Below are 14,734 nucleotides of genomic sequence, written 5' to 3'. Positions count from 1 at the left end.
GGGGTGATCACGGGCCTGCCGTCCGGGCTCAGCAGCCGCCGCAGTTGTAGTACAGGACGTCCCAGTGGTTGCCCTCGTCGGCGTAGATGTTGCCGGAGCCGGACCGCCACTGCGGGGCGCCGTCGCCGCGCACGCCGATGTAGGTGAAGTTGTTCTTGATGTAGTTCCCGAGGCAGGTGTACTTGCTGTAGTCGAGCTTGTAGCCGTTCCAGTGCGAGTACGTGCCGGACGCGTGACCGGTCTCCGTGCCGCCGGTGATGTTCAGCGCGCATCCGCTGGCCCGCTTCAGGGTCTGGGCGCCCTGGGCGGTGGCGAGGTTCAGCTGCTCGAAGGACGTACAGGTCGGGTTGTTGCGGTCGGAACAGCCGCCCGACGACGACCAGGTGATGCCGACCTCGCGGAACATGGAGGTCGCGGTGGCGTGACTGATCTTGGTGACGGCGAACGCCTCACCGGCGCCGCCGACCACGACGAGGCCGGGGGCGACGAGGAGGGTGAGAGCGGTGAGGATCGAGCGGAGCTTGCCCGTGACGGCCTTGCGAGCCTTCATACGGACCCCTTCCCTGCGCTGAGTCGTGTCTACCGGTGGGGTGACTGTGCAAGGCGGTGCAGGGAGATGATGCCCGAGCTCTACGCGCGTCCGCCAGAGGGCCCCGCACCCCCGCCGGGCAGGGGTACGGGGCCCGAGTGCGGGACTCCGAAGGGGAGTTACGACGCGTCGCGGACCGCGCCTGTCACGGCCGGGCCGTGCGGCTCGCCCTCCATGTCGGTGGGCTGGAAGACCACGTACTCCGTGGGCTCGGCGACCCGGTCGCGGACCGTGGGCACCGCCACCTCCGCGCTCAGCTCACCGGCCGGCACCGGGGCCCACAGGGAGAAGTAGTCCAGTTCGGACAGCGGCACTTCGCCGTCGGGCACCTCGCCGACCATGTCGCGCAGCCACTCCGGGTCGACGTCCCGGGTGGACAGCTCGGGTCGGTCGCCGGCCGGTGCCACGCTCAGCGGGGACGCCAGCGGTACGTCGGCGGGCGCGGACAGCGAGATCCGCCAGCGCAGCGGCTGTCCCTCGGTGACCTCGCCGGCGGCCGGCGTCACGCTGACCTCGGGCATCGGGTCGTCGTTGCGGACGGTGACACCACCGGAGTACGAGCCGACGACCGTGCCGCGGACCGCCTTCGCGAGCAGGTTGTGGGTGATGTCCCAGGCGTAGCGCTCGTTGCCCGTCACCTTCACCGTCACGTCCGTGCCGGGGTGCCCGGGACGCATGGTGACGAGGCGATGCCGGGTCGCCCCGGTGTCCGGGTCCACGACGTACAGCCGGACCGCGCCGCCGCCCTTTCCGGAGACCCGGACCGGCACCTGGTAGGTGCGCTCGCCCGAGTCGCCCTCGTCGACCGTGACGCGGCCGATGTCGACCCGGCTCAGGCTCGCCGCGCGCACGGCGGGCGTGCCCGGCTTCCACGCGTGGGCGTCCATCAGCCAGGCCTTGCCGGACCGCGAACGCGGCGTCAGCTCAAGCGCGCCGACCTTGGACAGGTCGAGACCCGCGCGGACGGCCGCGGTGAGCGGGACGCGCAGCTCCTGCGCCCAGTAGGAGGCGGTGCGCTCGCTGCCCGGCAGCCCGTCCGCCCGGACGGTGCCGAGGGTGGCGCGCTTGCCGGACGCGTCGGTGACGGAGACGTCGAGCCGTGTGCCACTGCTGTTGGGCGGCACGATGACACGCAGCGCCAGGCTCTTCGCCCCCTTGAGGGAGACGGGCTCGGCGGGCCGGACCCGGGCCGGTGTGTCCGGCGCGGACCACTTCAGGGCGACGGCGCGCCGCCCCTCCTCGCGCTCCGGCCACCAGCGCGCGAAGTGCGGCGACGAACCGGACACGTTCTCGCCCAGGCAGGCGGTCCGCTCGTCCGTGTCGACCGCGTTGCACAGCCGTCCGCCGGTCACCTTCACCGAGCCGTCGGGCAGGAAGCCGGCGCCCCGGCCCGCGCCGACCGCGTGGGTCAGGACGCGCGCGGGATCCGCCGAGGGGGCCCGGCGGCCGGTGCCGTCCACCAGCTCGCGCACCCGGTCGTCACCGGCGACGAACAGCCGCGCGGCGGCGGCGATGTAGGTGGCGCCGGCGCGGTGCTGCTGCTGGGCGGTGAGACGGGTGGCGGTGCCGGCGGAGCACACCGGGTCCCGGTCCTCGGGGTCGTCCCAGAAGTCGTCGCTCGCGGGCGCCTTCGCCTCGCCCGGCGTCCACTCGCTGTTGAAGAAGTTGTGGTTGGCGCCCGTGATGTGGACCGCGCTGTGCAGGGCCTTGCCGCTGCTCACGCCACGGGTGCCGTCGACGTACACCTGGCCCTGGAGGTCGGAGACGTCACCGTCGCAGCCCGGCAGGATCGTCAGCGACGGCACGTCGGGCACGGGGTTCTGGCCGAAGACGGTCGGGCCGATGAGCACGGTGCCGCGCACGGTCCAGCGGGCCCGCCCCACGTTGCCGTCCTGGGCGGGCGGCGGCGGGTAGAGGGAGTCCATGGCGGCCCGGTTCACGCCCTCACCGCCGCGCGAGTGGCCGACCAGCAGCACCCGGGACAGGTCGGCCTTCGGGGCCTTGCGCACGGCCTCCGGCGCGGTGGACGGCTTGGCGGACCAGTCCGCCCAGCGCGCCAGATGCTTGCGCACCAGCGACGAACGGGCCTGCGCGCCCGCGTCCTCCACCTCGGCGTCCTGGCCGTTGACTCCGTTGGCGGAGACGGAGACCGTCACATAGCCCTGGGAGGCGAGCAGCTTCTGGTCCCGCAGGTAGCCGCGGTGGCTCGGGATCGGCTTGGCGCCGGCGGCGCAGGGCCAGTCGATCGTCGTCTGGTCCTCGCCCTGGCCGGGCACGTAACAGGTGGCGTGCCGGCCGTGCAGGAAGAGGGCGAGGGGACGCTTGCCGGTAGCTCCCTTCGGGGCCACGACCACGCCCCGCATCTCGATCGGCGCCTTGTAGCCGGGCAGCCGGATCGAGTCGAGGGCGTACTCGCCGGTGACCGTGGCGAACGGGCCCGGCTTGCCCGGGTCGACAGCGCCCGCGGGCAGCCGGGGAGGGAGCTGCGGGGCACGCGGGGCGGACGCGTCCGGCCGGTCCGACGCGCCGGACGGCCGGTCAAGCCGGCGGCCGCCCGCCACCACCTGAAGGCCCGTCAACTCGACCGGCCGGGACTCCTCCAGGGGCAGCCGAAAGGTACGCCCGTCCTCGTCCGGTGTCGGTACGCCCACCAGTCCGCCGTCGGTGCGGAACTCCACGCGGGCGTCGCCCGGCGGGACGCGCCGCGGCGCGCGCCATTCGAGGGCGTTCCCCTCGTCGGTGGCGATGATCCGCCAGCCGGGCGGCAGTTCGTCCGCGCCGTCACCCGTCGCCGTGACGGCGGCGCCGGCCGGCTGCGGACGGGCCTGCGCCACGGCGGGCGTCACACCCGCCAGTGTCACCGCCGCGAGGGCGGCGGCCCACGTTATTCGGGCACGTATCAATGATCCTCTCCTCAACTCCCGGGTCCGGGGCGCCGTTGCGGCGGTCGCCCCTCGTGCAGGAGGAGGCGGAGAGCGGCCTCGTGGGTTGCCTGTGCGCGGTGAGACGGCCGAAACCGGTCAGCCGCCGGGGCCGGCGGTGCCCGCGCCGGCCCCGGCGAGCGGTTCCCGGGATCAGGGGACCGGCGGCATCTCACTCGGGCGCGAGTCGAGTCCCGTGCGGTGGTTGACCCACGAGCCGCGGGTGAAGTCCGGCACGGCGACCGGACGGCCGCCCGCCGCCAGGGACTTGACGCTCAGGGGGACGGGCGAGCACCAGGCGGCGGCGTCGTAGACGTCCATGTCGGGGACGAGCCCGGCGCGCATCTGCTGCACCATGCGCCACTGCAGGACGTAGTCCATCCCGCCGTGGCCGCCGTTGTTGGCGGCGTCGTCGCCGATCTTCAGCCACAGCCAGTGGTCGAACTCCTTGCGGAAGGCGTCGAACGCCCGCCAGGTGTGGCCGCTGTGGTCCGGTTCGATGTACACCCGGCCGCCGCTCGCGGACGTCACCCCCGCGTAGTCCTCGAAGATGCCGCGGCTGCCGGCCAGCGAGTTGATACGGCTGTAGGGGCGCGGCGAGCTGACGTCGTGCTCGGCGCGGATGACCCGGCCCTGCGCGGTGTCGATGAGACAGGTGACGAGGTCACCGTTGATGTAGGTCTCCTTCCAGCTCGGGTGGGACTTGGGCACGAACCGTTCGCGGTAGTCGGCGAGGCCCTTCGGCTCGGTGGCGGTGGCCCGCAGGGTGGTCAGCCGGTCGCCGCGGTTGATGTCCATGGCCGCCGCGATCGGGCCGAGGCCGTGCATGGCGTAGAAGGACGCGGTGCTGCGGGTGTGCCACAGCCGCCGCCAGGAGTCGGTGTAGTAGGTGTCGGAGAACAGCAGGGCGCGAAGATCGTGCAGATAGCCGCCGTGGCCGTTGGTGATCTCGCCGAACAGCCCGTCGTGGGCCATCTTCAGCATCGCCAGCTCGTTGCGGCCGTAGTTGCAGTTCTCGGACAGGAACAGATGGCGGCGGGTGCGCTCGCTGGTGTCGACGAGGTCCCACAGCTCGTGCAGTTCGGTGGCGACGGGCAGTTCGACCAGGGCGTGCTTGCCCGCCAGCAGCGCGGCACGGCCCTGTTCGTAGTGGAACTCCCACGGTGTGGCGATGTAGACGAGGTCGATGTCGTCGCGGCGCAGCATGCGCGCGTAGGCGTCGGCGGAGCCGCCGTACTCGGCGGGCCTGGGCCGCCCCTCGGCGACGAGCCGGTCGGCGGTGCGTCTGGCGCGGTCGGTGCGGATGTCGCACACGGCGGTCACCGTGCAGCCCGGGACGGCGGCCCAGCCGGACGCCATGCCGTGGCCCCGGTTGCCGAGACCGATCAGGGCGACGCGGACCGTGCGGTACTCGTCGAACGGGACGTCGACCATGGACTTCTGGCCCCGGCGCCGCGGCGGTGCGCCGTCGGCGGTCGGGGCGTCGGGGGCGGCGGCGGGCGCGGCGGAGGCCGGGGCGCCGAGTCCGGCGACGACGGCACCGGAGGCCAGGGCCCCGCCCATGAGGGTACGGCGTGAGACAGCAGGGATTTCATGCATGGCGCGGATCGCTCCCTTATGCGTGGCCGGCTGCTCTTGCTGCCGCATGACTTTGTCCACGCAAGCGCCAGGTGTCAATAGGTGATTGAAAAGAAGCAGTTCCAAGCAGAAACGAGCATGCGGGGGTCGGGTGAAGCGCAAGAACCCGGAAAACACCCGGCCGGGGCGACGGAGCCGCCCCGGCCGGGTGTGATCGTGCGCGAAGGTCAGCCGATCTCGACCAGCAGGTCACCGCCCTCCACCTGCTGGACCCGGTTGATGGCGAGCCTGCGCACCCGCCCGGCCTTCGGGGCGGTGATCGCGGCCTCCATCTTCATCGCCTCGATGGTGGCCACCGTCGCCCCCGCCGCCACCTCGTCGCCCTCGGCGACGGCCAGCGTCACCACGCCCGCGAACGGGGCCGCCACATGGCCGGGGTCGGACCGGTCGGCCTTCTCGGTGACGGGCGCGTCCGACGCGGCCGCGGCGTCCCGCACCTGGATCGGCCGCAACTGGCCGTTCAGGCTGGACATCACGGTGCGCATGCCGCGCGCGTCGGCCTCGCCGATGGCCTGCAGCTCGATGAGCAGCCGCACGCCGGGCTCCAGGTCGACGGCGTACTCCTTGGCGGGGCGCAGACCGTAGAAGAAGTCCTTGCTGTCCAGCACGCCGGTGTCGCCGTACGCCTGACGGTGGGCCTCGAAGTCACGCGTCGGGCCCGGGAACAGCAGCCGGTTGAGCGTGGAGCGCCGGGACTTCTCCAGGCCCGCCCGGTCCTCCTCCGTCAGCTCCTGGACCGGCTTGGCCTCGCCGCGCCCCTGGAGCGCCTTGGTGCGGAACGGCTCCGGCCAGCCGCCAGGCGGGGTGCCCAGCTCGCCGCGCAGGAACCCGATGACGGAGTCCGGGATGTCGAACCGGTCCGGCGTCGCCTCGAAGTCCTCCGGCGCCACCCCGGCACCCACCAGGTGCAGGGCCAGGTCGCCGACCACCTTGGAGGACGGGGTGACCTTCACCAGCCGGCCCAGGATGCGGTCGGCGGCGGCGTACATCGCCTCGATGTCCTCGAAGCGGTCCCCGAGGCCCAGCGCGACCGCCTGGGTGCGCAGGTTGGACAGCTGCCCGCCCGGGATCTCGTGGTGGTAGACACGCCCGGTGGGGGAGGCGAGCCCGGACTCGAAGGGGGCGTAGATCTTGCGGACGCCCTCCCAGTACGGCTCCAGGTCACCGACGGCCTGGAGGTCAAGGCCGGTCGGCCGGTCGGAGTGGTCGGTCGCCGCCACGATCGCCGACAGCGACGGCTGCGAGGTGGTGCCCGCCATGGAGGCCACCGCCCCGTCCACCGCGTCCACGCCCGCCTGCGCCGCCGCGAGGTAGGTGGCGAGCTGGCCGCCCGCCGTGTCGTGGGTGTGCAGATGGACCGGCAGGTCGAACTCGCGGCGCAGCGCGGACACCAGCGTCGCCGCCGCCGGGGCGCGCAGCAGGCCCGCCATGTCCTTGACGGCCAGCACATGGGCGCCGGCCTCGACGATCTGCTCGGCCAGCCGCAGGTAGTAGTCGAGGGTGTAGAGCCGCTCGTTCGGGTCGGAGAGGTCGGCTGTGTAGCAGAGCGCGACCTCCGCGACCGCCGTACCGGTCTCCCGTACGGCCTCGATCGCCGGACGCATCTGGGAGACGTCGTTGAGCGCGTCGAAGATGCGGAAGATGTCGATGCCGGTGGCCGCGGCCTCCTGCACGAACGCGTCGGTCACCTCCGTGGGGTACGGCGTGTAGCCGACGGTGTTGCGGCCGCGCAGCAGCATCTGGAGGCAGATGTTCGGCACCGCCTCGCGCAGCGCCGCCAGCCGCTCCCACGGGTCCTCGGCGAGGAAGCGCAGCGCCACGTCGTAGGTGGCGCCGCCCCAGCACTCCAGGGACAGCAGTCCGGGCAGGGTGTGCGCCACGTGCGGGGCGACCGCCAGCAGGTCCTTGGTGCGCACCCGGGTCGCCAGCAGCGACTGGTGGGCGTCGCGGAACGTGGTGTCGGTGACGCCCAGGGTGGGCGCCTCGCGCAGCGCGCGGGCGAAGCCCTCGGGGCCGAGTTCGGTGAGGCGCTGGCGCGAACCCGCGGGCGGCGCGCCGGCGGGCAGCGGCGGCAGCTTGCCCGCCGGGTCCCCCAGCTCGGGGCGCTCGCCGTACGGCTTGTTCACCGTGACGTCGGCGAGGTACGTCAGGAGCTTGGTGCCGCGGTCGGCGGAGTGCCGCGCGGTCAGCAGATGCGGGCGCTCCTCGATGAACGAGGTGGTGACCCGGCCGGCCTGGAAGTCCGGGTCGTCCAGCACAGCCTGCAGGAAGGGGATGTTCGTGGCGACGCCGCGGATGCGGAACTCGGCCACCGCGCGCCGGGCCCGGCCGATCGCGGCCGTGAAGTCCCGGCCCCGGCAGGTCAGCTTCACCAGCATGGAGTCGAAGTGCGCGCTGATCTCCGTACCGGCGTGGGTGGTGCCGCCGTCCAGCCGGATGCCGGAGCCGCCGGGGGAGCGGTAGGCGCTGATCCGGCCGGTGTCCGGGCGGAAGCCGTTCGCCGGGTCCTCGGTGGTGATACGGCACTGCAGGGCCGCGCCGCGCAGCGTCAGGGTCTCCTGGGACAGCCCCAGGTCCGCCAGCGTCTCACCGGCCGCGATCCGCAGCTGGGACTGGACCAGGTCGACGTCCGTCACCTCCTCGGTGACGGTGTGCTCGACCTGGATGCGCGGGTTCATCTCGATGAAGACGTGGTTGCCGTCCCGGTCGAGCAGGAACTCCACCGTGCCCGCGTTGCGGTAGCCGATCTCGCGGGCGAACCGCACCGCGTCCGCGCAGATCCGCTCCCGCAGCTCGGGAGCCAGGTTCGGCGCCGGCGCCAGCTCGATCACCTTCTGGTGGCGGCGCTGGAGCGAACAGTCCCGCTCGAACAGGTGCATGACGTTGCCCTGGCCGTCGGCGAGGATCTGCACCTCGATGTGGCGCGGATCGACGACCGCCTTCTCCAGGAACACGGTCGGGTCGCCGAACGCCGACGCCGCCTCCCGCGAGGCCGCCTCGATGGACTCGCGCAGCGCCGCCGGATCCTCCACGCGGCGCATGCCGCGACCGCCGCCGCCCGCGACCGCCTTGACGAACACCGGGAAACCGATGTCCTCGGCGGCACGGACCAGCTCGTCGACGTCGGTGGACGGCGCCGAGGAGCCGAGCACCGGCACCCCGGCCGCGCGGGCGGCGGCCACCGCGCGGGCCTTGTTGCCGGTCAGCTCCAGCGTGTCGGCGTCCGGGCCGACGAACGTGATGCCGGCCTCGGCGCAGGCGCGCGCCAGCTCCGGGTTCTCGGACAGGAACCCGTACCCCGGGTACACGGCGTCCGCACCGGCCTCGCGGGCGGCCCGGACGATCTCCTCCACGGACAGATAGGCGCGCACCGGGTGCCCCTGCTCACCGATCTGGTAGGCCTCGTCGGCCTTGAGCCGGTGCAGTGAGTTGCGGTCCTCGTAAGGGAAGACCGCGACGGTGCGCGCGCCCAGCTCATATCCGGCGCGGAACGCGCGAATCGCAATCTCGCCTCGGTTGGCGACCAGCACCTTGCGGAACATCCTGGATCCCTTCGGCCTGCCGGTGACGAGGACCATGGTGTCGGCGGTGGCCCTGACATGCCATGTGAGCCGGGCCACTTGCCCGGTTCAACGACGGCCGCAGTAGGCTCGCCGTCGATCACGCGATTGGCATGAACGGGGAAAAAGAGATGAGTCTCGACGTGTTGCGGGCGATGTCCCGGATGGTGGGCCGCCGTACCGCTCTGCGCTACCTCGCCGTCGGTGTCGGCGCCTCGCTGGTCGCCGCCTGCAAGGGCGACGGGGACAAGAAGAGCGGCGGCGGGACGAAGAACGACGGCGGGACGACCGGCGGCGACGGCCAGGACGGCGGCGGGACCGGGAGCGGGAGCGGCGGGACCAAGGGAGTCGCGGGCAACACCCTCGCCGCCTTCGTCCGCGGTACCTGGAAGATCACCACGGAGACCACCGACGGGGAGACGTTCTCGTACTCCGCGACCGTCCGGGACGGCGCCTGGACACTGGACTTCGGCGCCGGCAAGGCCGAGCAGGGCACCTGGGCGCTCCAGGGCGGTCGGCTGGTGCTGGGCGTCTCCGACGATTTCGGCAGCGGTGAGGGCGCCGGCGAGCCGGGCGAGCCGACCGACGAGGCCGCCGCCGAGAACGTGCCGGCGACCGTCGGCGACTCCGTGTCCCTGTTCCTGCCCTGGCAGCCGCCGGGGATGCCGGGGACCGGCGACGGCCAGCAGCTCGACGTGAACTACACCAAGCAGAGCGGCGTGCTGCGCATCCGCCACATCGAGCCGAGCGGCATGACCGTCCACACCTGCACGCGCGTGTGAGCAGCGCGGGCGGGTGAGCCGGCCGGACCCCGCTCAGGACGGCCGGGTGCGCAGCGTCGGCGCCTGAGCCGCCATCAGCGCGCGCCAGGTCGGCACATCCGCCTCGCCGGTCGCCGGCAGCCCGTGGGACTCCTGGAACGAGGCGAGGTCGCGGGCCGTCGCCGCGCTGAACGCGCCGGTGATGTCCGTGGGCAGACCGGCGTTGTCGAGCAGGAACCGCGGCGCTTCGACGTCGGAGCCCGCGGGACGGGCGTCGACCTCGCTCACCAGCAGGGGCCACGTCCTCGGCCCCGGTGACGCCGGGCACGGCAGGCACGTCCACTGCGGCCGGCCGCGCTGATCCCCCGCTCCGAAGCGATGTGGCGCGCGGCACCGGGGCCGGGTCACCCGTGACCCGACGCACCGCGGACGCGGTGGGCGGTGTCGCGCAGCCACAGCGCGCTGCGTTTCGGCGTGCGGGTCTGGGTGGCGTAGTCGACGCGGACGAGACCGAAACGCTGGGCATAGCCGTACGCCCATTCGAAGTTGTCGAGCAGGGACCAGGCGAAGTAGCCGCGGACGTCGGCCCCGCGGACGCGGGCCTCGGCGACGGCCGCCAGATGGGCGGCGAGGTAGGCCGTGCGTTCGGTGTCGTCGACGAAGCCCTCGGCGTCGGGCCGGTCCTCGTAGGCGGCGCCGTTCTCGGTGACGACCAGCGGCACGCCCGGGTAGTCGCGGGAGATGCGCAGCAGCAGCTCGGTGAGGTCGTGCGGCATCACCTCCCAGCCGAGCCCCGTCACCGGGAGCCCGCCGTGCGGCAGTCCGCGGGTGACGGGGGCGCCGTGGGCGTCGACGGTGGCGCCGCGCTCGTCGGTTCCGCAGGCGCGCATCGAGCGGTAGTAGTTGACCCCGAGGGTGTCGACGGGCTCGGCGATGACCTCCAGGTCGCCGTCGCGGACGGGGATCCGGACACCCCGCGCGGCCAGGTCGTCGATCAGGTCCCGCGGGTAGCGGCCGCGCAGGATCGGATCGAGGTAGAAGCGGAAGCCGAAGGCGTCGGCCCGGCGGGCGGCCTCGCGGTCCGCCGCGCTGCCGGAGGCGGGCCGGCTGGTGCCCAGCAGGTGGGTGACGGCGATGTCGAGGGGACGGCGGGCGGCGGAGCGCAGCCGCCGCACGGCGAGACCGTGCCCGAGGTGCAGATGGTGCACGGCGCGTACACCGTCGGCGAGGGAACGGCCGCCCGGCGCGTGCACGCCCTCCACATGGCCGAGGACGGCCGAGCAGAACGGCTCGTTGAGCGTGGTCCAGTGCTCGACGCGGTCGCCGAGACGGTCGTGGACCAGTTCGGCGTAGTCGGCGAAGCGGTGGGCGGTGTCGCGGGCGGGCCAGCCGCCCGCGTCCTGGAGCTCCTGCGGCAGGTCCCAGTGGTAGAGGGTGAGCCAGGGCGTGACGCCCCGGGCGAGCAGTTCGTCGACCAGCCGGTCGTAGAAGTCGAGGCCGGCCGGGTTCGCCGGGCCGCGCCCGCCGGGCTGGACGCGGGGCCAGGAGACGGAGAAACGGTAGGTGTCCAGGCCGAGCGCGGCCAGCAGGGCGACGTCCTCGGGCATGCGGTGGTAGTGGTCGCAGGCGATGTCACCGGTGTCACCGTTGTCCACGGCCCCCGGGACGCGGCAGAAGGTGTCCCAGATGGACGCGGTGCGGCCGTCCTCGGCGGTGGCGCCCTCGATCTGGAACGCGGAGGTGGCCGCACCGAAGCGGAAGTCCGGGGGCAGCCGGTCGATGAGGGCGTCGTGGCGGTCGGTGGCCGACGGGGCGGTCGTGGTCATGGCGGGTGGCGGTCCTCGCTGGAGTGGCCGCCGGCCCGGACGCCGGGAGGGGGAGGAGGCGTCCGGGCCGACGGGAGGGGGAGGGGGTCAGGGGAGGCGGTGGTCGGCGTTCAGTACCGCGCCCCGCTCCGGGTGGTTCTGGTCGTAGCCGCGGGTGTCGCACTGCAGTCCGCCGACGATGCAGTGGTCGACCAGCGCCTTGAGGGTGCGCTCCTCCCAGGCGTTGAAGAAGTCGTAGTGGAAGGAGTAGCCGCGTCCGCTGGCCAGGCGGACGTCGCTCATGTCGCCGTTGACCGGGAAGGCCATCTTGAACTCGATCATCGGCAGGGCGACCGGGTGGGAGGCCGGGCACATGTTGTCGTTGGTGCCGGGTTTGACCACCGGGTAGGCCATGTGGCTCTGGTGGTCGGGGGTGTCGAGGTACTTGCCGTCCCAGCAACTGGGAGCCTGGAAGCGGATGTTGAGCTGAACGTCGGGCCGGCTCGGGCAGCTCGCCGGGATGTCGACGTTGAAGAAGCTGTCACCGCATTCCCAGCCCTCGACGAAGCCCTTGTGGGCGCGGAACTCCTGGGCGCTCTGCATGGGGTTGCCGACGACGTACCGCAGTCCCTTGGGGAAGGGCCGCACGCTGGTGTAGTCGGTGACACCGGCCTTGTAGTAGATGACCTGCGGGCCGACGGGGAGGATCTTCTTGTCCCCCTTGTACAGCGACGGCATCCAGTACGCGGAGGCGTCGGCCGGTGCCAGGCAGGTGGTGTTCCCTCCGTAGAGGCTCGCCGTGGTGCTGCCGGCGTTCGTCGTCGTGTTGCCCATGAACGTGTGGTCGTGGGACCTGCCGGGCTGCCCCGGGTACACGATCGGGTCGTCCGGCGCGGTGTGCGTGACGGAACAGTTGGCCTGGAACTCCTTGTGGTAGCGCGGCGGTGGGGTCGCCTGCGACGGGGTGACGCCGGTGACCGGCGGGTTAGCCGGGATGTAGCCGTCGCCGTCGGGGTCGTCGGCCGTGGGTACCGCGGCCGCCGCCATGGCGTGTCCGGCGTGGGCGGACGCTCCGGCGCGGCCGCCGTCGTCGGACGCCGCGGCGAACGTGCCGGCGACCGACGCGGAGGCGGCCAGCGCGACCGTCAGTAAGAGGGCGGACAGGGTTCTCGATCGTGATCTCATCAGCTTCTCCTCGGTGGGGTTGGATCAGCCGTAGACGCCGAACTCATGGAGGGAGTAGCCCCAGCCGGTGCCGCGGGCGGTGAGCTGGAGCCGGACGTGGCGGGCATCGGCGGCCACGTCGACCGTGTCGACGTCGCCGTTGCCGGTGGTGGTGCTGTGCACGGTGCGCCAGTTGGTGCCGTCGTCGGAGACCCGGACCTCGTACGCCTTGGCGTAGGCCGGGTCCCAGACGAGCTGGAGCCGGCGGACGGAGCGGACCGAGCCGAGGTCCACCTGGATCCACTGCGGGTCGCTCCAGTCGCTGGCCCAGCGGGTGGTGGCGTTGCCGTCGGTGGCGTTCTGCGGGGTGCACGGGCAGTCGCCGTAGGAGGCCTGGAAGGAGGAGGCGGTGGTGGGCCGGTTCAGGGCCAGGTCGGTGCCGGTGACGGGAGGGGCGACGACCTTGACGGACTTGGTCTCGATGCCTGCGTTGCCGTGTCCGTCCTCGGCCTGGACGTACACCTTCCACACGCCGAGCTTCTCGGGGGCGGTGACGGCGAACGTGCCGTTGCCGGTGGCCCGCCACTCCGCCTCGACCAGGCGCTTGTCGCCGTTGGCGTAGTTGCCGCTCAGGAAGATCTTGTACGTGACGGCGTCGCCGTCGGGGTCGCGGACGTCGGCGCGCACGGTGAACTCACCGCCCGCAGGGGCGGATCCCGCGGGACTGACGGTCATGCCGGAGACGACCGGCGGGGTGTTGTCGCCCGCCGTGGAACCCGTGTACGCCTTCTTCACGGCGTAGTACGACAGCCGCTTCAGGCCGTCGGGCACCAGGTTGAACCAGACGCCGCCGAAGTCGTGCTCGACGCCGTAGTGGAACACCGTCGCGCCCAGGGCGACACCGTCGTGGCCGGTGACGCAGTTCCACGCCTCGGTGTAGCCCTCCGCCTTCTGCACGTCGGTCGGCTCGTCGGGGACCCCGTTGGCGTCGTCGGGCACCTCCCACTCGCCGGCCGGGCCGGTCTCGGTGACGATGTACGGCTTGCTGTAGCCGCCCTCCTCCCAGTCCTGGCGCACACCGCAGATGTCGCCGTAGGAGTTCATCGAGTACAGGTCCAGGTCGGGGGCGTTGCGCTTGTAGTACGGCCAGGCACCCGTCCAGGCGTCGGTGGACGTCACGGGGTGGTCCGGGTCGATGGAGTGGATCTTCTTCGCGACGTCGTTGACGAAGGACGTGTACGCGTCGCGCTGCGCCTCCAGTGCGCTGCCGCTGTAGCAGTTCTGCAGGCCGAGGACGGACTCGTTGCCGACGTTCCACATCAGCGTCGCCGGGTGGGACTTGTACGTCTCGACCCACTGGGCGAACTCGGTCAGCATGTTCGTCTTGTACGCGGAGTCGGTCACGTAGTTCACACAGCCGCCGGATCCCGGGCCGCCGCCCGGCTGCAGCCAGAAGCCGTTGATCACCCGGATGCCGTGGGCGGCCGCGGCGTCCAGCAGCGGCTTGGTGCCGCCGTCGGTGCCCCAGGTGCGGATGGTGTTGACGCCCATGGACTTCACATCGGGCATGTGACGTCCGGCGTCGGCGATCGCCGGACCCCAGGTGACGCCCTTGACGGTGTACGGCTGCCCGCCGACGGTCAGCTGCCAGTCGCCCTGCGAGCCGGTGACCCGGACGGCGCCGCCGGGGCCGGGCTGGGTGTCGCCGTTGCCGTAGACCTGGAACTCCCAGAGGGAGTAGCCGTATCCGGTGGCGCGGGTGAGGCCTTTGAGGCGGACGTAGCGGCCGGTTCCGGAGAGGGTGAGGTCGTCGGTTCCGCCGTCGCCGGCGGTGACGGACTTGGCGGTGCGCCAGTCGGTGCCGTTGTCGGAGAGCTGGATGTCGTAGGCCTTGCCGTAGGCGGCTTCCCAGGTGAGGACGACGCGGCTGATGTCGGCGCTGGTGCCGAGGTCGACCTGGAGCCACTGGTCGTCGGTCCACTGGCTGGCCCAGCGGGTGCCGGTGAGGTTGCCGTCGACCGCCGCCGAGGCGGCGAACGCGGCGCCCTCGCTGGACGACGCGGTGGCGGACTTGCCCTGCGAGAGCAGGGTTTCGGCAGCGGTGGCGGGCGCGGCCGTCACCACGGTGACGGATCCGGCGAGCAGGGCGCCCAACGACACGAGACAGGCCGCGCGTCGTCTTCTTCTCAAGGTGCGGTGCGGGTGCATGGCGGCTCCTGTGCGGGCGTACGGAGGGGAGGTCGGTTTCCCTCCCGGGTGGCGCGGCGGGGACTCGGGGCGCCGCCCGGGAGGGAGT

9 protein-coding genes are annotated in these 14,734 nt (G+C 72.6%); 1 reads left to right on the top strand and 8 read right to left on the bottom strand.

The features are described from left to right. Window positions 1-28: 28 nt before the first annotated feature. The 4 genes from AMK31_RS09680 to AMK31_RS09665 all read right to left on the bottom strand — a co-directional run bounded on the left by AMK31_RS09680 (window position 29) and on the right by AMK31_RS09665 (window position 8,690). Window positions 29-550, bottom strand: coding sequence for a hypothetical protein (locus AMK31_RS09680; protein ID WP_073939975.1), 522 nt, complete (start codon window positions 548-550; stop codon window positions 29-31). 158 nt (window positions 551-708) lie between these two features. Continuing rightward, window positions 709-3,492, bottom strand: a complete 2,784-nt coding sequence (locus tag AMK31_RS09675; protein WP_073939974.1) for a hypothetical protein — start codon at window positions 3,490-3,492, stop codon at window positions 709-711. A 171-nt stretch (window positions 3,493-3,663) separates the two neighbouring features. Continuing rightward, window positions 3,664-5,109, bottom strand: coding sequence for a Gfo/Idh/MocA family protein (locus AMK31_RS09670; protein ID WP_073939973.1), 1,446 nt, complete (start codon window positions 5,107-5,109; stop codon window positions 3,664-3,666). Window positions 5,110-5,315: 206 nt separating this feature from the next. Continuing rightward, entirely contained in the window at window positions 5,316-8,690 is a 3,375-nt protein-coding gene (locus tag AMK31_RS09665; protein WP_107468573.1) for a pyruvate carboxylase, read from the bottom strand. Between the two features lie 149 nt (window positions 8,691-8,839). Here AMK31_RS09665 and AMK31_RS40635 point away from each other — a divergent pair, with 149 nt between their 5' ends. After that, window positions 8,840-9,490, top strand: a complete 651-nt coding sequence (locus AMK31_RS40635) for a lipocalin family protein (RefSeq protein ID WP_073939972.1) — start codon at window positions 8,840-8,842, stop codon at window positions 9,488-9,490. A gap of 33 nt (window positions 9,491-9,523) precedes the next feature. On the opposite strand, the gene AMK31_RS40630 is transcribed toward AMK31_RS40635, so the two are convergent. The 4 genes from AMK31_RS40630 to AMK31_RS09640 form a co-directional block, all read right to left on the bottom strand. Next, window positions 9,524-9,757 (bottom strand): peptidoglycan-binding domain-containing protein, encoded by a 234-nt coding sequence (locus AMK31_RS40630; protein WP_073939971.1) that lies wholly within the window; start codon window positions 9,755-9,757, stop codon window positions 9,524-9,526. A 116-nt stretch (window positions 9,758-9,873) separates the two neighbouring features. Then, a complete protein-coding gene (locus AMK31_RS09650) occupies window positions 9,874-11,295 on the bottom strand; it encodes a GH1 family beta-glucosidase (RefSeq protein ID WP_073939970.1) in 1,422 nt (473 codons plus the stop codon). A gap of 87 nt (window positions 11,296-11,382) precedes the next feature. After that, window positions 11,383-12,459, bottom strand: a complete 1,077-nt coding sequence (locus AMK31_RS09645) for a DUF1996 domain-containing protein (protein WP_073939969.1) — start codon at window positions 12,457-12,459, stop codon at window positions 11,383-11,385. 24 nt (window positions 12,460-12,483) lie between these two features. Continuing rightward, window positions 12,484-14,646, bottom strand: coding sequence for a discoidin domain-containing protein (locus AMK31_RS09640; protein WP_073939968.1), 2,163 nt, complete (start codon window positions 14,644-14,646; stop codon window positions 12,484-12,486). Window positions 14,647-14,734 lie beyond the last annotated feature (88 nt).

It is taken from the genome of Streptomyces sp. TSRI0107 (genome assembly GCF_001905845.1).
GTDB lineage: Bacteria > Actinomycetota > Actinomycetes > Streptomycetales > Streptomycetaceae > Streptomyces.
The sequence above is the reverse complement of the archived record's forward strand: the minus strand, read 5'-3'. Positions and strand labels throughout refer to the sequence as shown.